Origin of the sequence: Acetobacter oryzifermentans (genome assembly GCF_001628715.1) — a bacterium.
In the GTDB taxonomy this organism is placed as follows: domain Bacteria; phylum Pseudomonadota; class Alphaproteobacteria; order Acetobacterales; family Acetobacteraceae; genus Acetobacter; species Acetobacter oryzifermentans.
On record NZ_CP011120.1, the window covers coordinates 965,726 to 983,429 of the forward strand.

The following is a 17,704-nucleotide window of genomic DNA, read 5'->3' on the forward strand; positions in this document are numbered from 1 at the left end:
CACATGTTTCTTACTGGTGAGTTGATTGCGAAGGTGGCTGCTCCAAGCTACCTCCGCCGTGGAGCTTTCTTCTGCACAGCAAGTTCGGCGCGCCTTTTTTTCAGAAGTTTTACCGCTTTATCATATGCTTTGTCTGCTGATGGTTCAAAAGAGCTGTGTGAATGCCTCAAAGGCCGCTCAGGGCGTTCCTCCAAACTAGACAGCAGGCATTGAACATCTGCTGGATAAAAGACGATACGCCGCCCTATCCGCCGATGTGTAGGGTGCCCCTCAAACTCGGGCACCATCCTTAAATGCTGCAGCAAGTAGGTGCGCCCTACTATGCCTTTCAGGTGCTCCAACACCTGAGCCAGAGTCAACAGGGTGGGAAACAGGTCTGTCACGCACTCCTCCTGCTCAATGTTGCTATCTTACTCAGCCAGAATAAGGTTTGCTGAAGCGGTACCTTTTAAAGACTACGCAGTCGAAACGCGGGCAGACAACATTATAAAGGTCAGTTCACGTATTTGATGACTTCAAGCGTGGGAGCAACGATCATCTCCCCAGAAGCTGCTGTGTATTTGATGGGGTCAACACCTATCACGATTGCGATCTTACCATACTGAATGTGACCGTTTGGATCCTGCACGATCGTTTCATAAGCCTCTGAGCTTGATGGCAGGCTATCAATAATCAGAACGGTGTTCTCATCAATCCACTGACGTCGACCAAAGCGGGACGCAATCAGGACCTCGTAGCATTTTCCCTTAGCGGCGTAAGGATCGTTAAAACCTATAATTAAGTTCATAGGCTGCGGTTGTCCGTGACAAATACCTGATATTGGATCGGCTGGAGCCGATGCTACAGGCTGCTGTGGCGGGGCATAATTTACCGGAGGCGCAGAAGATATCTGCGCTTGTTGTGGTGCATTGGCTCCTGACAATACAACTGCGTCAGCATCAGAAATAAACCCATCATCAGAAGGCCGGTGAGATACTCGCTGCCATGTGGAGATAGCCTCTCTCGTGCCTTCTCCGTACACACCGTCAGCAATGCTGCCAGCGGGAAGATATCCAAGATCAATAAATTTTTGCTGCAATGCTATATGCTGGTCTATCGGGCGATTGGCCTCTTCTAAGGCGCTTCCGGACAAGCGAGCTTTATACTTCTGCGTTATCTCGTCCATCTTCGAGATGTAACACTGTGGATCGGCCTTTGGTAAAGTTCCGTCCATTGCATCAGGCGCAACGCACGCCTTCAGTGCGTCATCATCAGCAATCGCCTCTTGCCTAAGCGCTTTCCAGCCAGCTTTCCCGACGATCTGCCTCAGCGCGTAATACGTCTGGTCAAAAACCAGCTCATGCTTGGCAGCTTCGCTGTTCTGGCAAAGCATCGTGGCAATGCTGTCTTTGGAATGGTCTGCTGAACAGTTGAAATCAGGCTTATATTCCTGAGCCCATGCCACGCTTGGCGCTGCGATTACAGCCGCCAATAATAGAATCTGTTTCAAATCCGTCTCCAGTCAAATCTCTTGGCAGGATAGCGGTACCGGGCGGCGGGGGAAACTTCTTCTTGTACCTCATGGTCTCCAGTACTAAGCTGTCCAAATTGGACAGGGGTCCTTCAACTGGCTGAAGTGAGGGTAAAAATTTAATGCGCAAATGCGAAAGCGTCTCAGTGTATCAGGCTTCTGACAGTCATACTGAGCAGTGGAATGTTGAGGCTTTAAATACCGACGGAGCGGGTGGAGTAGACCATGCCATATTCTCTGGCCCGGACGCAAAACAACGAGCCAGAGAATATGCGTCATCCACTTATCGAAATGGCACGACGCGGATGCAACAATTTCTCGCTGGCCTAACAGACCTTTGTAACCAACATGGTGTCGGGCTAACTGGCGACACAGACTTGTTTCTGATGGAGCGAGAAGATTATGACACAGTCTATAAAATGACGAAGGAGGGAAAGATTACAACTTAACGCTTAACCCAGAGTTGGGTCCGTTTGGTAACCCTAGAGCTGTGTCCACGCCGGGGTTTTCCCGCAGGTCTTTAAGCAATTCTTCAGGATCATACTTAAGGCCGATCTTTGCTTCGGAGCTACGTCTCGGATTTGATGAAGTGCGTGCGCGATACACCGTTACATCATCTCCTCCATTACTAATGGCATGAAGGCACACGCCGCGCGCATAATAGCGATTGAACTCACCTTCAGACAGCGTATCTGCGGCGTTGACCGGAACTGATACCGTCTTTCCTGCGCGCAGCGCATGAGTTTTAAGTAAATTTTCATCGCGCAGTTTTGCAGCAAGGGAAGCATCATCGCCTTTTTCTGCGGCCTCTAAAAGTAAAGATGGCCACAAAATACGGCCCTCTTCGTTTAAATAAGAACCCAAGTAAATTGTGCCGTTTTCGGTATCTTTTTCGACCTCCTCCTGCATAAATTTGCGGGTTGTTTCGTCTAGACTTTCGTAATTTAAGGGCATTTCTGTCTTCCTTTAAAATAAAAAGACTGCCCGTACCCCTCAGAGTCTCGTAAGATGAACAAACCATGAATCAGCACTCATGTACGCATGGCGGGGGGAGGAGAAAGGAAATGCGGACCTAACCCCCGTCTTTCATTTAATTTCCTGCTTCTCTCTTGCTTGGCGTTCTTTCTCCCGCTCCATGATAAATGCCTGCTTTTTTTCGGGCCTATGGTGCTTTCGCTTTTGGCCAAGACGCCCACTCACCCACACTCTGTCCTCCTTGGTATGTGCCCGGCTCCCCGCCAGGAAGACCGCTATCTCTTCGGTGATCCCAATATTTCCACGAGAACTGACACTCCTCAATTGATACGAATGCTACGTCTCCATCCAAGGGGAAGGTGTTTTCAAACGCCTTAATACGATCGGGGCGGACAACACCAAGAAAGCGCATTCCCCAGTCAGAAGTAACAATGCTCTTTTCAAGCATAAAGGCTGCCAAAGGTTTGAACCAACGCGTATTCCTATTGCGAATGCGCTCACAAAGAGGCCGCGTATTCCAAGCTTCTGTTTCTTCAATCACGATGACATGACGACGCCTAAAATCAAGCGCAACATAGTCTGGGCACGCGCCGCCATGTTCGCCATCAAATGCTATTTTCACTTGAGGCGCGATATAAGTTTGCCCGTCCATTGTCAGATAAGTGATCAGATCACCCAAGTCAGCATCCTCTACTCAATTTATCCCACAGCCTTATGTGGTGATGACACCGTCGAGCGCATCCCATCGCGCGCGGAACTGCTGATCAATATACCGAGGGGGATCTACCCAATAAAGCGGTCCATTAGGGTCTTGCTTCATGCGCTCAATCACGTCCTGCCGGTTCAGCAAAAAACATGTTGGCGTCTCTGAGCGCACATTGATGGTAATCGCCATCCAATCGAACGGGAGACTGTCTGCCCCAGTGATATCCGTGCCAAGACTGACTGCGGCTTGGCTGCTAAATGCACGAGATTGGATCAGAAAAGGGGAACTGATTCCTTCTTTCGTAACCTTAAGCAAAGTAGATCGTTTTTGAGTTTCTGATGCAGGTAAGACCTCCCAATCCCGACGGGCCAACTGCCATGTCACATACGCCAGCCCTGCTTTAGCTGTGTGTTGCTTATCTTGGGAAAATATTGAAGCTGCCATAATACTATTCAATCGAAGAAGGTGAAATCAGGTTAACCTGCCCTGTAAGCTCGCCCTTCATCCGCAAATGAAAGCCCAATTCGACCAACCTCTCTGCTGTAATGCGGTCAAGCGTATAAACAGCATGCTTTCGATGGTGCTTCATTTTGCCATGCGTAGGATCGCCCAGAACATAGAAACCCTCTTCGTTAGGTTCAGGGCGGTAAATTTCCGTCTTACCTTTATGCTCGCCTTCCTTATGCACACGATAACGGATCAATTTTCGAGGCATTCTAACTATTCCCTTTTTTCAACCTGACCCCGGCACCACCACCGTTCTCAGCAATGAACTCAACGCCCGCCGCCTCCAAGGCTGTGCGGAGGACTGTAAGTGTGGAGTGACGGGGGGTCGTGGCCTCTGTTTCCACGCGCACTAATGTGCTCTTAGGAACCCCGCTGGCCGCGACTAACTGATCACGTGTCCAATTGAGGAGGCCGCGAGCTGCTCTTATCTGTGATGATTTTATGGTATCCACAGTATCATTTCCGCTTGCAATTCAAAAATCATAATGACATTGTAAATACCACTTCGCAATAGCGAAGCGGTCGAACGAAAGGGGTAGGAGCCTTTCCGTCCGACCTAACCAAAACCGCTCGTAGGAGGAGCAGGCCATGGCTAACCGTGCCTATAGCACGCCCATACACACATGGGCATTCCGTATCTTCTGTACAAGCCTTCCCGCATTGGTGGCGCCAGCTCTTATTGCTCTGGCGCTGTTGGGAATGGGGGCTTCTGATCCTGTCGTAACTGGCCACGCAGCCCAGAAGCTGGAGGCTGTACGATGAGTAAGATGCCAGCAGATATTGTTCTCATAGATCAAGCAGCCAGTCTGGGTGAAATCCAGAACGCCATGCTGATGATGATGCGTGAACTGTATGAGCGCATGGATGAGCAGAGCGACCCAGCCCCCACACATGCAAATGCAGCGGCTTGGGGTGATGGTCTGTCTTGGCTGGCACGCTCCGTTGGAAATATTCGGGATAATTTGAAGCAGGCCGTGGCTTCTGAAGCGAAGGAAGCAGCGCGATGAGCAACCCGACACCGGCCATGACAGAAGCCGAGCATGATCATCTTGCCAACTATAGAAACCCACGCCTGCTGCTCGATAAAGCCGAGAAAATCGCACAGGCGCTGCATGATTTAAGTCAGCCAGAGAATGAAGTGGTTTTTCCGGCTGCTCGTTATTGGTTGGCAGACCAACTTTGCTTAACGCTGGAACGCCTCGGCAATGTGAGCGGCTACAGTGTGCGAGGAGGTGGCCATGAATAACCAGATGCCTCTCACAGGTTTCGAACAGGAAACTGTCAAGAACATGCGGAGTCAGGAGGCTGTCCTGAAAGACGCACGGATGATGGCTGCCCTTATAGTGGAAGTGACAGCCGGATGGAGCTGTGATGAATGCGACATCACCGATCCCGAAGCTCTCCATTGGCTGAGCCATCGGTTGCGGGATCATCTGGATCTGCTGGCAGCACATACAGGCGCGAAAGACGTGCCCGGCTGGATGCTGCCGGAGGAAGCGGCATGAGTAAGACAACCATACTCTTGAATATCAATTTGCAATTCATCGGGCAGCAAATAGCCGAACAGACCTTTCATGATGGAGAAGGTGCCGCAAAGTTGGCTGACTATCTGACAGGTGCCGCTTACGCCATTGGGTTTTCTGCTTACCAGAATGGCAGAGTTCAAACACAGCAAACTGCTGCTTTGGCACAGACAATTTCAGAGGCCGGTATTAAGCGCTGGAAGGAACTTACTCTGGGTCAAATCCTGATGGAAACAGAAGCCGGAGGGCATGCGTGATGCCAAAGTATAGCAGCGCCAAGGATATGCCGGACAATCTCAAGAACCCGACTGCTTTCATCGCATGGGAGCATGTGCGCGGGGTTTTTGTTCAGGAATTGGGAGATGACAAGGAAGGCTGGGTGTTCTGGCCCTGCATCCATTTCCAAGATGATACATGGCACCCATTGGCCAAGGATGGTGACATAACCAAAGCCCGCCAGATATGTGCCAGCCTTTCTGCAATCCATGACAAGCCAATACAGGATTGGACGCGCCCAGCCCCACCTGGACTAACCCTTGCATCAACACGAGAACAGATTTCCAATTATCTCAAAGGCACAAAGGAATGGCTGGAAACCACACATCCAGAACCTTCGCCGCTCTGGGGTGCAGGCTGGGAATATACAGATCACCTGTTCCTTGATGGGTTCACCCACTTCGAGTTTGAAGAAGAAATGCGGGCTATGCACAAGGCTGCCTTGGAAGTCTTTGGCGGCATGGAGCCCAGTAAGCTCAAGGCTGGTCTTGCCATAGTCAAAGAACAGGCAACCCGGAGGTGGAGCCTGTTGCATGCAGCCAACATCAAGCCGGAGGAAGTGGCATGACCACTCCAATACAGGCCGCCACGGTCGCTGCCATCAATTCTGATCGCCGTAGCTGGAAAGCTCATAATTTCATGGAAGGAGAAACGGAAAGCCGTCGCTTCACGCAGGCCTGTCGCGCTGTTGCGAACACCAAAGCCCGGAACATCAAGGATTTGCAATGTAAGGCCCGTCTGGTTCTTCTTGTGTCCGAAGATGACAGAAGTATGGAAGCCAGTCTGGCGCGGGATGTGCTGGCACTTACGGGGGTGAGAGCATGAGCCAGAAACAAACTTCTGCATCACAACGGTGCAAAACCCCTGTGGTCACACCTGATCGGCTGAGCGTCATTCAGGACGCAACCAGCGAATTGTCCTGCATCGGGATATGCCTTCAGGCCATGAGCAACGGCATGCTTACGGGATCGGAAGAAAGCGGCCCCGGCATGTGTGCTGTGGGCATGGCTCTGGAATGGCTATCCGGTGAAATGGAACGCCGATGCGCAGCCATTGCGGAGGCAGCATCGTGACGGATGGGCGTTCAAATTGGACAAAGGAGGAAATTGACCTTGTGGTGAGCCTGCGCACTCAAGGTCATGCATGGCGGGCAATCGCGCGTAAACTTGGCCGGTCTGATACAATGTGTCGGTTTCAGTATGAGCGCTACACTGGCGAAAAGGTAAGCGGGGATTCCTGCTTGCCCCATAAGAGTGCAGCAGAAACGTCTCCTCAATTGAAGGTAAGCGATATCAGGGCCGAGCGGGCACCTAATAGTGAGCCGCTTCCTATTGGGCATCCCGTCATCATGAAAGGCTTATGGAACGGTTTGGAGCGGTGGCGAGATAGCACTGACATCGATCAATAAGCATGCGATTCGGAGAAGTATGGAAGCAAAATGCTCTGACTTCTCCGATATCTGCATCATGCTTGGTGAAAAAAAATGTGTGGGTTCGAAGGTGATTTTGGGCAGCCGATATCAGCAATTGGTTGGATGAGGATGATGTCTTTTGTGAGGAAAATTAGGGCTATGTTTCGGTCGAGTCTTTTCGTTCCTGTGAAGACTTTTTGAGAAAATGGAAAGCAAAGCTGGTTTTGCATAATGAGCATGGATAGGAGCACCAGAAAGGCCCTGTTTTTGGTCTTCTCAATCATGCCTTCAGCCCATTGATCATTATTTATGCCGTAAAAACCTCGTAAATCGTCACTGAGGGCTCTCTGTTTGGTCTGTGACCAACAACAATGCGCGCAGAATGAAGCGCTTATATAGGGCGTATTTTAAGAGAAACGAAGCGTATGGCACTGGTAGCGCAGATTTTTATCAGATAGAACAAATGGAGAAGGCGTGATCAATGCCGAATGATCTTTTATTGAAGAATATTAGGTAGATGTGTTGGCTCCGATCGGGAGCCCCACATTCAAAAGAAAACCGCCCAAGGTGCGCCAACACCGAGAGCGGCTTTCCGATGATGAAACGCCTTTGTCGAACGAATAGATATGACTTCCTGGGTCAATCTATACGAACGAAGACGAACAAAAACCTTTGGTAACGGTTTTGTAGTCTTTGTATGCGTACTGACTTTGTTTTGGGAAGACAAAAACGATTAAAGACATCGTTTTTCATTCCTGATGACTGTCGTATTTTTCGTTCGACACCTTCTAAATTCGTTTTGACAGGTGTCATATGACCGAAGAAAAACATGACTGGGTGCATCTGGCTGATGCACTTCTTGAATTGAATCAGGCTCGTTTGGAGAAGGACGCAACTGCGGCTTGTTATGCCCAGTCAACTGCTTATGGCTTTGCTGCGGCAGGCCGTATTCCGACTGAACGAAGAGGACGTGCTTATTTTGTACGTCGTTCTGATTTGCCGCTTATTGCGTCTCGTCTACCGCTTGGGCGCCGCCGCCGTGCCGCAGTTCCTGCCGTCTGATGGAGGCGGTCATGGATCAAAAGGTTCCGCGTGCCGATATACGATATGTGTCGGTTAGTGATTGGATAACCCGTACAGGGATGTCCCGCACGGACACATATCGCAAGCTAGGCGATGGATCTTTGCATGGGAAAAAGATTGGACGCAAAACGGTTATAGATTTTCAGGCCGGGTTAACTTGGCTTGCGTCTTTGCCAGATGCTGAAATCATCACGAAATAAAACAGCCACCTGTCATTTCTGAGAGGTGGCTGCTTATCATTCTGTACAAGAAGAAAACCGCTCTCTTCTTGTACAGAAAAGATGAGTTTTCGTCCAATAAGAAATGACGTCTGGTGCTAGACTGGGACGTATAATTATGGCTGATAAAATGCCATCAAGCTCGGACTTTGTACATCTGGGTAGGGCAATAGACTTTCAAACTGTCAATCGTGCCGCTATGGGTATTCTTCCTGCGCTGCTGGGCCGTTGGCTGCCAGACGGCAAGAAGCAGGGTCACGAGTGGGTAGCGCGCAATCCCAAACGGAGTGACAGGAAACCCGGTTCTTTTAGTGTGAACCTGAACACGGGCCGTTGGGCAGACTTTGCGCAGGCCAATGTGCGGGGCGGAGATGTGGTCTCCCTTGCCGCCTACCTGGCGGACTGTTCTCAATATGAAGCCGCTGTGATGCTGGCAAAAATGCTCGGGCTGGCAGGAGGTGCGCAATGAGCACTTCCCAGCATATTCCAGCCATGGCCTGCATAGATGAAAACGGTCTGTTCAAACCGCTGACAGATATGGAAAAGCGGGCAGCCCGTGGGCTTGCGGCAGATACCCATGGTGCAGAAATTTGGGAGCCGATGACGCCAGCTCCTTCCGAACCGGAGAAGCCCCGCAATGCCACAGATATGTGGGTGTATCGGGATGCGGAGGGGCGGCCTTTGTTCGCTCGTTTTCGGTACGATGGCAAACCCGGTGCAGATGGTATTCCGAAAAAGGAAGTCCGCCCGCTGACGTATGGCCGCCGTGCATGGACAGACACTAATGGGAAACATCAAGACGTTACCGGATGGCATTGGAAGCAACCAGCCAAGCCGTTGCCTCTCTATGGCCTAGATAAAATTGCAGCCCAGCCCGATGCACCGGTTCTTTTGGTGGAAGGTGAAAAAGCGGCTGGCGCGGCCGGTGACCTGTTTCCCGATCTGGTCGTGCTCACCAGCGGAGGGAGCACATCCGTCCGAAGCGCTGATTGGTCGCCACTGGCAGGCCGGGATGTCACGATCTGGCCTGATAATGACGAGGCCGGTGAGAAATATGCTGAGCATGCTATTGAGGCGTTACGGGATGCCGGGGCTGCGTCTGTGCGAATGGTCGCGCTTCCCGATACCTTGCCGCCCAAATGGGACTTGGCGGATGATCTACCCCTTGAAATGACGGGAGGCGATGCGGTCTCTGTGGCGGAAGCCCTCCGCCCGTTCATTGATGCCGCGCCACAGGCAGAAGCCAATGTAAAGATGCCGCCCGGTTACAGTATGACAAGCCGGGGCCTCTATTACACTCCAGAAGCAGGAGAAGATGGCCTTCCCAAACCAGCCATATGGGTTTGTGCCGCTTTTGATGTTGTTGCTGAAACACGAGATGAAAACGGGACAGGGTGGGGATTGCTGATCAACTGGCGAGATCATGACCGGCGCGCGCATCAATGGTCCATTCCGCGTAAAATGGTGCACGGGGAAGGCAAGGATATTGCGGGTGAACTGGAAGATGCAGGCCTGAACTGCAATATTTCTGCTACCCGACAGCTTCGTCAGTTCATTGCTTCCGTTCATACCAAAAGTCGTCTGCGCTGTGTCACCAATTCAGGTTGGCACAGGACGGATAATGGACCGGCTTTTGTGTTGCCCAATGGCATGACATTGGGGGAGGGCCGTCGGGCTGTGGCGTTTCAGACAACGCGCGCAGCTGCTGGCATGGAATATGCCACGGCAGGCAAGCTGGAGGATTGGCAGAACGACCTCGCTGTCTACGCCGTGGGAAACAGCCGTTTGGCATTCGCCTTGGCTGTGGCTTTCAGTGGGCCGCTTTTGGATATCATGGGTGAGCAGTCCGGCGGCTTTCATATTGTTGGCGCCAGCCAGGCCGGTAAATCTACGGCCCTGTTCGCGGCGGGCTCTGTCTGGGGCAAGGGCGATAGGGACGGGCAGATACGCTCATGGCGTGGCACGACAAATGGGACAGAGGGCATCGCTGCCGAGACTTCTGACACCTTGTTGATTCTGGATGAGATGGGGGCGGCAGACGGACGCGAGGTCGGGGACATTACCTATATGCTGGCCAACAATACCGGCAAGCAGCGCGCAGGACGGAACGGGGAAGCACGGACCCGCAAGACATGGAGGTCCCTGTTCCTATCAACGGGTGAAGTTACTCTCGCCACCAAGATGGGAGAGGCTGGCCGTCGGGTTATGGCGGGGCAGGAGGTGCGTCTTGTCAGTATTCAAGCAGATGCCGGAGCCGGTATGGGGCTGTTTGAAAATCTGCACGGAATGCCTGGCGCCGGGGATCTTGCTGACCATATCCGCAGGGCTGCGCGCACCCATTATGGTACGGCCAGTCGCGCCTATCTTGATGCTCTTGTCAAAGAACGGGCTGACGATGAAGCGGGCCTCGCATCCGGTATCAAGAGTCTTGTTGATCGGTTTGAGGCGGACTGTCTACCTAATGGCATAGCAACAAGCGGGCAGGTGCGTTCTGTTGTGCGCCGTTTTGGGTTGGCGGCTGCGGCTGGTGAAATGGCCGTGGCTTACAAGATTCTGCCGTGGCCATCAGGAGAAGCTACGCGGGCTGCGAAAGCCTGTTTTATGTCATGGCTGGATGATCGTGGCGGAACGCAGGCTGGGGAAGATCAGGAAGCAGTTGAGCAGGTGCGCCTGTTCATAGAACAACATGGAGAAAGTCGCTTTACCTTGCTGGGCGGCAATGAAGGTCAAGAGGATGCGTATAGCAAGACATTGAACCGCGTAGGCTACCGCCGCACCATGGCTACCTCAGAGGGACATAAGTGGGAATATCTCATTTTCCCGACATCATGGCGTGAAGTGGTTTGCAAGGGCATTGATCCCAAGCGCGCAGCACAAGCTCTTATCGCGGCGGGTTATCTTATCCCCAGCCCGGACGGTAAAGCATCCAAGTTGGTTAAATCTGCTGAAATAGCTCGGGAGGCTGGGACATCAAAAACCGGCCGTTTCTATATTGTTAGCGGAGACATTATCGGAGGTGACCGATGATGATCAGTCGATTGGTAACACCGGTAACACGGAGCAAAAGGGAGTGTGTTACCGTGCTGCTTCATGAAAATAGGCGGAAAACAGCCATTTTTACGCATGGTAACACCAGTAACACCGATAACACCGCAAAAACATATACCCGGAGGGCTTTCGTGTGGTGAGCCAAGTTCTTCGTGATCTGTTTGCTAGGGATAGCGATCCATTCCAAGTCAGATTCTTGGTCAAGGAAATAGAAAGTTTGGGGGCGCATATTGTTCTTGCTGATGAGCAGCCAGTTATACGAGGTGACCGATCCGTAATCTCTCCCGATTTACTGGTGCGACTCAAAGAAAATAGGGCACTCATTATTGAGCATCTGAAAGAACAGGCTGCTCATAGTGCGGAGAGAATGGAGGGCATAGAGCAAGAACGATCTGGCATCCGCAGAGATATGAAGACAGGCAAGCTGCATGTGTTTGGGAACCCCAGTTCCCAATGGTTAATGGCGGAAGGCTGGGAATGGGATAAGCATCGCCGCAAGGTTTATGGCTCCCTATCCATTCGACAGGGAAGACCCGCATCCAAGTTGTATGATTGGAGGAGGCCCTAAATTAACTGATGATTATCCGGAACTGATGTTTGAGCCGCAGAACGAGCAAGCGGCATAGGTCTTACGCAGGAAAGCTAGACAGGGACTTCCATCATGGAGGTCCCTTTTTTGTATGGGGCGCGGTTATACAAGCACAGCATTACAGGCTTCAATTCTATTAGGTGTCCGCATTTATTTAATAAATATATATCTCTCATACAAAAATATAAGATGCTGATTTTGTGAGTGTTTATGGTGATTGTTTTAAGAGGGGGGGGGGTAAGAGGGGTAACGCTCAATAAGCGACCGCTATCTTTTTGTTTTTACTGGATATTTTTCAGGAAAATGGTGGAGGGAGTTGGATTCGAACCAACGTAGGCGTACGCCAGCGGATTTACAGTCCGCCCCCTTTAGCCACTCGGGCATCCCTCCGATTTGTTGAGCCGTGATCTAAAGGGTTGGAGGAGTGTTGTCAATGCTTTGAAGGGTATTCTTTTTCTTTTTGTGGTTTTGCTTTGCTTCGGCCCGTGGCAGGGCTGGACAGCAGAGGAGGATAGAGGAAAGCTGCCCTCACTTTTGATCCATGATCCTGAATTGAAACAAGGAGAGAATACGCGTGAGCCGACATCAAACAGTTAAGCGGCACACACCGCGATCTTTAGTGGCGTTGGATGCTCCTATCGTGTCTCTTACCGCTTATACGGCCCCTATGGCCCGCTTGCTGGATGCGCATTGTGATCTGCTATTGGTGGGGGATTCTTTAGGCATGGTGGTGTACGGCATGGATTCCACTTTGGCCGTAACCCCGGAAATGATGATAGCCCACGGCCAGGCTGTTGTGCGTGGCAGCCAGCAGGCCTGTGTGGCGGTGGATATGCCTTTTGGCAGTTATCAGGAAAGCCCGCAGCAGGCGTTCCGGGTGGCGGCGCAGATTATGGCGCAAACAGGGGCCGGGAGCGTAAAGCTGGAAGGCGGGCAGGAAATGGCCGAGACCATTCAGTTTTTGGTGCAGCGCGGCATTCCGGTTGTGGGGCATATCGGGCTTAAACCACAGGCCGTGCACGCGCATGGCGGCTTCCGCACCGTTGGCCGAGGCGATGAGGCCGAACAGATTCTAGCAGATGCACGCGCTGTGCAGGATGCTGGCGCATGGGCGGTGGTGATTGAAAGCACAATGGAACCGCTTTCCCGCAAGATCAGCGAGATCTTGCATATTCCGACTATTGGCATTGGGGCTTCTCCCGCATGTGGCGGGCAGGTGCTGGTTACAGAGGATATGCTAGGGCTGTTTCCTGATTTCACACCCAGATTTGTGAGAAAATTTGCTGATCTGGGCAAGGAGGTTGAGCAAGCCGCCGCTGCATATGCCCAAGCCGTGCGCAATCGTAGTTTCCCCGGTCCGGCTGAATGTGTGGGAATGCCAGAGAAGAAATAAGTGCTTCCAGTGTTCCGGGCCACTTTAGAGTGAACCCGGAATACTGGAAATACAAAGGTAACGCCGTGTTACTGATAACGGGCCAACCACCACCCGTAAGAGGGCGGCAGCACATTTCCCGCATTTTTAACGTGTAAAGCGCGTGCGGCTTCATACGGCCAGTGCGGGTTGGCAAGGAATGGCCGCCCAAGCGTTGCCAGATCCAGCGCACCTGTGCGGATAAGCGCATCAGCTTGCCTGCCTTCGCTGATATACCATGAGGTTGTGACAGGCAGCGCGGCTTCCTGTTTTACGCGTTGAGCGTAAGGCGCCATAAACCCGGCACCCCACGGAATATTGGCTGTGGGGGTAGAAAACCCGATGCTGACATCCAGAAAATCCAAGCCTGCCCCTTTCATTTTCTGAACAAGGGTAATGGATTCTGCCAGCGTTTGTTCATCCTGCCCATCAAATTCAATCACGCCAAAGCGGGCGGAAAGGGGCAGGTTTTCAGGCCATACAGCACGCACGGCTTCCAACGTTTCCAGCAAAAAACGACCACGATTTTCGGCCGAGCCACCGTATTGATCCGTGCGTTTGTTGGAGTGGGTGGACCAAAAACTTTGTGCCAGATAACCGTGCGCAAAATGCAGCATCAGCCATTTAAAACCGGCATCTCGCGCACGTTCTGCGGCGCGCACAAAATCGGCTTTTACGCGGGCAATATCATCCAACGTCATTTCCGTGGGCACGCGGGGCAGGTTGGCTCCAAATGCTACAGGTGAAGGCGCAATGGGTTGCCAACCTTCTGGGTCTGATTTCGGAATATGGTCATCACCTTCCCAAGGCACATGCGCACTGGCTTTGCGGCCGGCATGGGCAAGCTGGATGCCGGGCACTGCGCCTGCTTTGCTTATAGCCGCTGTAATAGGGGCAAAGGCAGCAGCCTGCTCATCATTCCATAAACCAAGGCAGCCGGGGGTAATGCGCCCTTCGGGGGAAACGGCTGTGGCTTCTACAACAACAAGAGCCGCACCGCCGCGGGCGAGAGTAGGATAATGCACGGTATGCCAATCATTCGGCACGCCCTCATGTGCTGTGTATTGGCACATAGGGCCAACCACAATACGGTTGCGTAAGGTAATATCTTTGAGGGTATAAGTATCAAACAGTGTCGGCATGCGTAGTCTCCGTTACGGATCAGGTCTGCACGACCATTAGTTCGACTATAATCGAACTAATTCTATAGGCAAGAGTTAAGGGCTCAAGCGCAATCCATGAAGCAGTATGACCATCCTGCGCCCGAAGCGTTCAAGTTGGCGGATATTCTGCACGCGCTGGCAGATCCTTTTCGGCTTTCTGTTGTGCGTAAGCTTGTGCAGCATCAGCCTCAGGCTTGTGCGCCATTGCAGGATGGGCGGCCCAAATCTTCTATTTCCCACCATTTTGCGGTGCTGCGTAAATCTGGTTTGTTACGCACGGAAGTTGTGGGCGTAACCCACATGAACAGCCTGCGTTTGCAGGAGATGGAAGCACGCTTTCCCGGTCTGCTGGCGGCCATTCTGGCTGCTGCGGAGCAAGAGGAAATGCCTGCTCCACAACCAGCCTGATATATTCATCTAGGGTTTAGGGCACCAGTACGGCGGCACCATCAAACCGACCATGCCGTAAATCATCCAGCGCTTTGTTGGCGTCTTTTAGGGCATATGTGGTTGTGGTGGTGTGGATGCCGATTTTTGGCGCAATGGACAGAAAATCTAACCCATCCTGACGCGTAAGATTGGCAACAGAAACAATTTCACGCTCTTCCCACAAGGTATCGTAAGAAAAGGCAGGTATTTCGCTCATATGGATACCAGCACATACCACACGGCCACCTTTGCGCAGGGTTTTGAGCGCTGCTGGCACCAAAGAACCTACGGGTGCAAAAATAATGGTGGCATCCAGTTGTTCTGGCGGCAGCTCATCCGAACCTCCGGCCCATGTTGCTCCTAATTCACGCGCAAAAGCTTGCGTTTTGGTATCACCGGGGCGGGTAAAGGCGTAAACCTGCTTTTTCTGCCACACCAGAACCTGCGCAATAATATGGGCGGCAGCCCCAAAACCATAGAGCCCAACTTTTTGTGCATTTCCGGTTTTTGCCAAGGAACGCCAGCCAATAAGCCCAGCACATAATAGGGGCGCTACTTCTACATCAGAGCCTTCTTCCCCCAATGGAAAAGCAAAGCGGGCATCTGCTACGGCCATTGTGGCGTAGCCGCCATCCCGCGTATATCCGGTAAATACGGGATGGTCACACAGATTTTCATGATGATCACTGCAATAAAAGCAGTGTCCGCATGTGTGCCCAAGCCACGGAATACCCACGCGCTGCCCAACAGATAAAGAGGTAACGCCAGAGCCAATTTGGTCAATCCGCCCGACAATTTCGTGGCCGGGGATAATAGGTAGTTTGGGGTGTGTAAGGTCTCCATCCACCACGTGTAAATCTGTGCGACATACACCACAGGCCAACACTTTTACCCGAATTTCACCGGGGCCGGGCACAGGGTCTGGCACTTCTTCCCATTGCAGGGGCGTTTTGGGCTGGTGCAGACGCATGGCAAACATGGGAGGCTTCCTTTTTGCGGTATCAAACCTTGGTATTTTCTACCAGAATGAAAGATATCCTGCGCAGCAGAAAGTGAGATGTCTTTGATCTGCCGCAGTTTGCAGCAGGGTTTTTGCTAGTTCTGGCTTAAAAGTGGCACAGCACGGCCACCGGCACCATTGGTGAATGCCTGCACCTGCACACCAATAACGTGCCACCCGCCCTGATCATGAAACAGTAAAGGTGCGCCGCTGCTGCCATGTGTGCCCGCGCAATTATGCACCAGTAGCGTGTTACCGCCCCCATCTTGTGTCATATTCAAAAAATGGCAGTTTTGGTCAGCGGTAATAATATCAGGCTGGTTTTGCTCATACCCGCCCAATACAACAGGCAATCCGGGTGTAAGGGCCTGTAGAGGTGTATCGATATGGAAAACCTCGTTCGGCTTGGCGATAGCATGATCCAGAATAAGCGTGGCATGGTCTAACCCGCCACTATTGCCTTCCTGATCTGTTCTGTAACCGGGGGGGATAATAATTTGCACGGCACGGGCATGGGCCATGTAATGGTCACCCGTATAAGCACGCAAAAAATGCACGCTTTCAGGCCGCACAAACCCACGCACATGGCTCAGCCACAGGCAGTGCCCGGCAGTTTCCACCACGTTGGGTGCAATTAAAAAGCCGGTGCATCTGCTGCCCAGTTCTGTTTGCACACGCCCCACGGCAGACCAAGGCGGCTGCATGGCATCCACTTTTTGGCGTGGGTCTTGCAGCCCTACGCCAGCCAGATGCGTGCGATAGGCTGGGCCTTCTGCGTTGGCGGCATGGCTTACCAAGGCGGCGTGCATGGCAGCGGTAAAGGCCACCATGCAGGAAAAAAGAAGGTTACGCGCCATAACCCTGCGGGTGGTTTTTGCGCCAGTTAAAGGCTGTTTCCACAATCCGATCAATATCCGTAAATTCTGGCGCCCAACCTGTTGCTTCCATCAGGCGCGCTGGGCTGGCCACCAGGCTGGCCGGATCACCCGCGCGGCGTGGGCCTGCCTGCCAAGGCACTTCCAGATTGCTCACGCGGCCAACGGCATCAATAATTTCGCGGTTGGAATTGCCGCGCCCTGTGCCAACGTTAAACACCACGCTTTTATCATTCAGAAGCGGCAGCACAGCCAGATGGGCGCGCGCCAGATCTGTAACATGCACATAATCACGGATACAGGTGCCATCTGGTGTGGGGTAATCCTCACCAAACAGCGTAAGGGCTGGGCGACGCTTCAGGGCGGCATCAATAACCAGCGGGATCAGATGCGTTTCAGGGCGATGGTCTTCCCCCGCACGGCCAGCCGGATCAGCCCCAGCGGCGTTGAAATAGCGCAGGCAGGCACTTTTTAGCCCATGAATTTTGTCAGCCCAGTACAGGGCGCGTTCCACCATATATTTGCTCTCGCCATACGGAGAGCCGGGGTTGATGGGGGCATCCTCGTTAATCGGGCCTTCCCCAGCAGAACCAAACAGGTTGGCTGTGGAGGAAAACACAAAGCGTTTTACACCGTGGCGCACGCAGGCATCAATCAGCCCAAAACCATAGCCAGCATTGGCTGTCATGTACATCATGGGGTTTTGCATGCTTTCTCCTACCAAGGAGAGGGCTGCAAAATGCAGAATGCCATCCCACGTGCCGGAGGAAAGAACCTTATCCAGACAATCAATGTCTGAAATATCACCTTGCACGAAGGTCGCCTGTTCTGGCACCGCGGCGCGGTGGCCAGTGCGCAGGTTGTCCAGCACAACAACGTCGTGCCCATCATCCAGCAGGGCAAGAACAACGTGGCTGCCAACATACCCAGCGCCACCGGTTACCAGAAAACGAGCCATACTCTCTTTTCGCTCCGTGCAA

27 protein-coding genes and 1 tRNA gene are annotated in these 17,704 nt (G+C 52.4%); 16 read left to right on the plus strand and 12 right to left on the minus strand.

Annotated elements, in window-relative coordinates:
* Window positions 1–47 precede the first annotated feature (47 nt).
* The 7 genes from WG31_RS04690 to WG31_RS16290 form a co-directional block, all read right to left on the minus strand.
* Window positions 48–383 (minus strand): hypothetical protein, encoded by a 336-nt coding sequence (locus WG31_RS04690; protein ID WP_063353795.1) that lies wholly within the window; start codon window positions 381–383, stop codon window positions 48–50.
* A gap of 110 nt (window positions 384–493) precedes the next feature.
* Window positions 494–1,489, minus strand: a complete 996-nt coding sequence (locus tag WG31_RS04695; RefSeq protein WP_063353796.1) for a peptidoglycan-binding domain-containing protein — start codon at window positions 1,487–1,489, stop codon at window positions 494–496.
* A 459-nt stretch (window positions 1,490–1,948) separates the two neighbouring features.
* Window positions 1,949–2,464 (minus strand): hypothetical protein, encoded by a 516-nt coding sequence (locus WG31_RS04705; protein ID WP_063353798.1) that lies wholly within the window; start codon window positions 2,462–2,464, stop codon window positions 1,949–1,951.
* A gap of 208 nt (window positions 2,465–2,672) precedes the next feature.
* Window positions 2,673–3,164, minus strand: a complete 492-nt coding sequence (locus WG31_RS04710; RefSeq protein ID WP_157884498.1) for a hypothetical protein — start codon at window positions 3,162–3,164, stop codon at window positions 2,673–2,675.
* Window positions 3,165–3,197: 33 nt separating this feature from the next.
* Window positions 3,198–3,635: a hypothetical protein gene (locus WG31_RS04715; protein WP_157884499.1), complete on the minus strand. Its 438-nt coding sequence runs from the start codon at window positions 3,633–3,635 to the stop codon at window positions 3,198–3,200.
* A 4-nt stretch (window positions 3,636–3,639) separates the two neighbouring features.
* The gene (locus WG31_RS04720) at window positions 3,640–3,906 is read right to left on the minus strand and encodes a hypothetical protein (protein WP_082823133.1); all 267 of its coding nucleotides are present in this window, start codon (window positions 3,904–3,906) and stop codon (window positions 3,640–3,642) included.
* 1 nt (window position 3,907) lies between these two features.
* A complete protein-coding gene (locus WG31_RS16290; protein ID WP_063353801.1) occupies window positions 3,908–4,150 on the minus strand; it encodes a helix-turn-helix domain-containing protein in 243 nt (80 codons plus the stop codon).
* A 136-nt stretch (window positions 4,151–4,286) separates the two neighbouring features.
* On the opposite strand from WG31_RS16290, the gene WG31_RS15785 reads away from it, so the two are divergent.
* The 14 genes from WG31_RS15785 (at window position 4,287) to WG31_RS04795 (ending at window position 11,825) form a co-directional block, all read left to right on the plus strand.
* A complete protein-coding gene (locus WG31_RS15785; RefSeq protein WP_167348733.1) occupies window positions 4,287–4,460 on the plus strand; it encodes a hypothetical protein in 174 nt (57 codons plus the stop codon).
* Complete coding sequence (locus tag WG31_RS04730; protein WP_063353802.1) at window positions 4,457–4,705, plus strand: hypothetical protein; 249 nt, start codon at window positions 4,457–4,459, stop codon at window positions 4,703–4,705. Before WG31_RS15785 ends, WG31_RS04730 begins: the two co-directional genes overlap by 4 nt.
* Complete coding sequence (locus WG31_RS04735) at window positions 4,702–4,944, plus strand: hypothetical protein (RefSeq protein ID WP_063353803.1); 243 nt, start codon at window positions 4,702–4,704, stop codon at window positions 4,942–4,944. The genes WG31_RS04730 and WG31_RS04735 overlap by 4 nt, the downstream gene beginning before the upstream one ends.
* A complete protein-coding gene (locus WG31_RS04740) occupies window positions 4,937–5,203 on the plus strand; it encodes a hypothetical protein (protein WP_063353804.1) in 267 nt (88 codons plus the stop codon). The genes WG31_RS04735 and WG31_RS04740 overlap by 8 nt, the downstream gene beginning before the upstream one ends.
* The gene (locus WG31_RS04745; RefSeq protein ID WP_063353805.1) at window positions 5,200–5,478 is read left to right on the plus strand and encodes a hypothetical protein; all 279 of its coding nucleotides are present in this window, start codon (window positions 5,200–5,202) and stop codon (window positions 5,476–5,478) included. The genes WG31_RS04740 and WG31_RS04745 overlap by 4 nt, the downstream gene beginning before the upstream one ends.
* Entirely contained in the window at window positions 5,478–6,065 is a 588-nt protein-coding gene (locus WG31_RS04750) for a hypothetical protein (protein WP_063353806.1), read from the plus strand. Before WG31_RS04745 ends, WG31_RS04750 begins: the two co-directional genes overlap by 1 nt.
* Window positions 6,062–6,322, plus strand: coding sequence for a hypothetical protein (locus tag WG31_RS04755; protein ID WP_063353807.1), 261 nt, complete (start codon window positions 6,062–6,064; stop codon window positions 6,320–6,322). The genes WG31_RS04750 and WG31_RS04755 overlap by 4 nt, the downstream gene beginning before the upstream one ends.
* The gene (locus tag WG31_RS04760; protein ID WP_063353808.1) at window positions 6,319–6,570 is read left to right on the plus strand and encodes a hypothetical protein; all 252 of its coding nucleotides are present in this window, start codon (window positions 6,319–6,321) and stop codon (window positions 6,568–6,570) included. Before WG31_RS04755 ends, WG31_RS04760 begins: the two co-directional genes overlap by 4 nt.
* Window positions 6,567–6,905 carry an SANT/Myb-like DNA-binding domain-containing protein gene (locus WG31_RS04765; protein ID WP_063353809.1) on the plus strand — a complete coding sequence of 113 codons (339 nt, stop codon included), beginning with the start codon at window positions 6,567–6,569 and terminating at the stop codon, window positions 6,903–6,905. Before WG31_RS04760 ends, WG31_RS04765 begins: the two co-directional genes overlap by 4 nt.
* 816 nt (window positions 6,906–7,721) lie before the next feature.
* Window positions 7,722–7,970, plus strand: coding sequence for a hypothetical protein (locus WG31_RS04775; protein WP_006116136.1), 249 nt, complete (start codon window positions 7,722–7,724; stop codon window positions 7,968–7,970).
* 11 nt (window positions 7,971–7,981) lie between these two features.
* Complete coding sequence (locus WG31_RS04780) at window positions 7,982–8,191, plus strand: hypothetical protein (RefSeq protein ID WP_123809130.1); 210 nt, start codon at window positions 7,982–7,984, stop codon at window positions 8,189–8,191.
* A gap of 103 nt (window positions 8,192–8,294) precedes the next feature.
* Window positions 8,295–8,678: a hypothetical protein gene (locus WG31_RS04785; RefSeq protein ID WP_082823134.1), complete on the plus strand. Its 384-nt coding sequence runs from the start codon at window positions 8,295–8,297 to the stop codon at window positions 8,676–8,678.
* Entirely contained in the window at window positions 8,675–11,236 is a 2,562-nt protein-coding gene (locus WG31_RS04790) for a DUF927 domain-containing protein (protein WP_063353812.1), read from the plus strand. The genes WG31_RS04785 and WG31_RS04790 overlap by 4 nt, the downstream gene beginning before the upstream one ends.
* A 157-nt stretch (window positions 11,237–11,393) precedes the next feature.
* Window positions 11,394–11,825 (plus strand): hypothetical protein, encoded by a 432-nt coding sequence (locus tag WG31_RS04795; RefSeq protein ID WP_245191562.1) that lies wholly within the window; start codon window positions 11,394–11,396, stop codon window positions 11,823–11,825.
* A gap of 325 nt (window positions 11,826–12,150) precedes the next feature.
* Here WG31_RS04795 and WG31_RS04800 read toward each other — a convergent pair.
* Window positions 12,151–12,236 (minus strand) — tRNA-Tyr (locus WG31_RS04800).
* Between the two features lie 184 nt (window positions 12,237–12,420).
* Between WG31_RS04800 and panB the strand changes: the two genes are divergently transcribed.
* Window positions 12,421–13,239, plus strand: a complete 819-nt coding sequence (panB, locus tag WG31_RS04805; RefSeq protein WP_063353813.1) for a 3-methyl-2-oxobutanoate hydroxymethyltransferase — start codon at window positions 12,421–12,423, stop codon at window positions 13,237–13,239.
* Between the two features lie 68 nt (window positions 13,240–13,307).
* Here panB and WG31_RS04810 read toward each other — a convergent pair whose 3' ends face one another.
* Complete coding sequence (locus WG31_RS04810; protein ID WP_063353814.1) at window positions 13,308–14,399, minus strand: NADH:flavin oxidoreductase/NADH oxidase; 1,092 nt, start codon at window positions 14,397–14,399, stop codon at window positions 13,308–13,310.
* A 96-nt stretch (window positions 14,400–14,495) separates the two neighbouring features.
* On the opposite strand from WG31_RS04810, the gene WG31_RS04815 reads away from it, so the two are divergent.
* Entirely contained in the window at window positions 14,496–14,828 is a 333-nt protein-coding gene (locus tag WG31_RS04815; RefSeq protein ID WP_063353815.1) for an ArsR/SmtB family transcription factor, read from the plus strand.
* Between the two features lie 16 nt (window positions 14,829–14,844).
* Here the strand turns inward: WG31_RS04815 and WG31_RS04820 are convergent, their stop codons facing one another.
* The 3 genes from WG31_RS04820 to galE form a co-directional block, all read right to left on the minus strand.
* Window positions 14,845–15,828 (minus strand): zinc-dependent alcohol dehydrogenase family protein, encoded by a 984-nt coding sequence (locus WG31_RS04820; RefSeq protein WP_063353816.1) that lies wholly within the window; start codon window positions 15,826–15,828, stop codon window positions 14,845–14,847.
* Between the two features lie 116 nt (window positions 15,829–15,944).
* Window positions 15,945–16,679 (minus strand): trypsin-like serine peptidase, encoded by a 735-nt coding sequence (locus WG31_RS04825; RefSeq protein WP_170315307.1) that lies wholly within the window; start codon window positions 16,677–16,679, stop codon window positions 15,945–15,947.
* A 16-nt stretch (window positions 16,680–16,695) separates the two neighbouring features.
* The gene (galE, locus tag WG31_RS04830; protein ID WP_006116444.1) at window positions 16,696–17,682 is read right to left on the minus strand and encodes a UDP-glucose 4-epimerase GalE; all 987 of its coding nucleotides are present in this window, start codon (window positions 17,680–17,682) and stop codon (window positions 16,696–16,698) included.
* Window positions 17,683–17,704 lie beyond the last annotated feature (22 nt).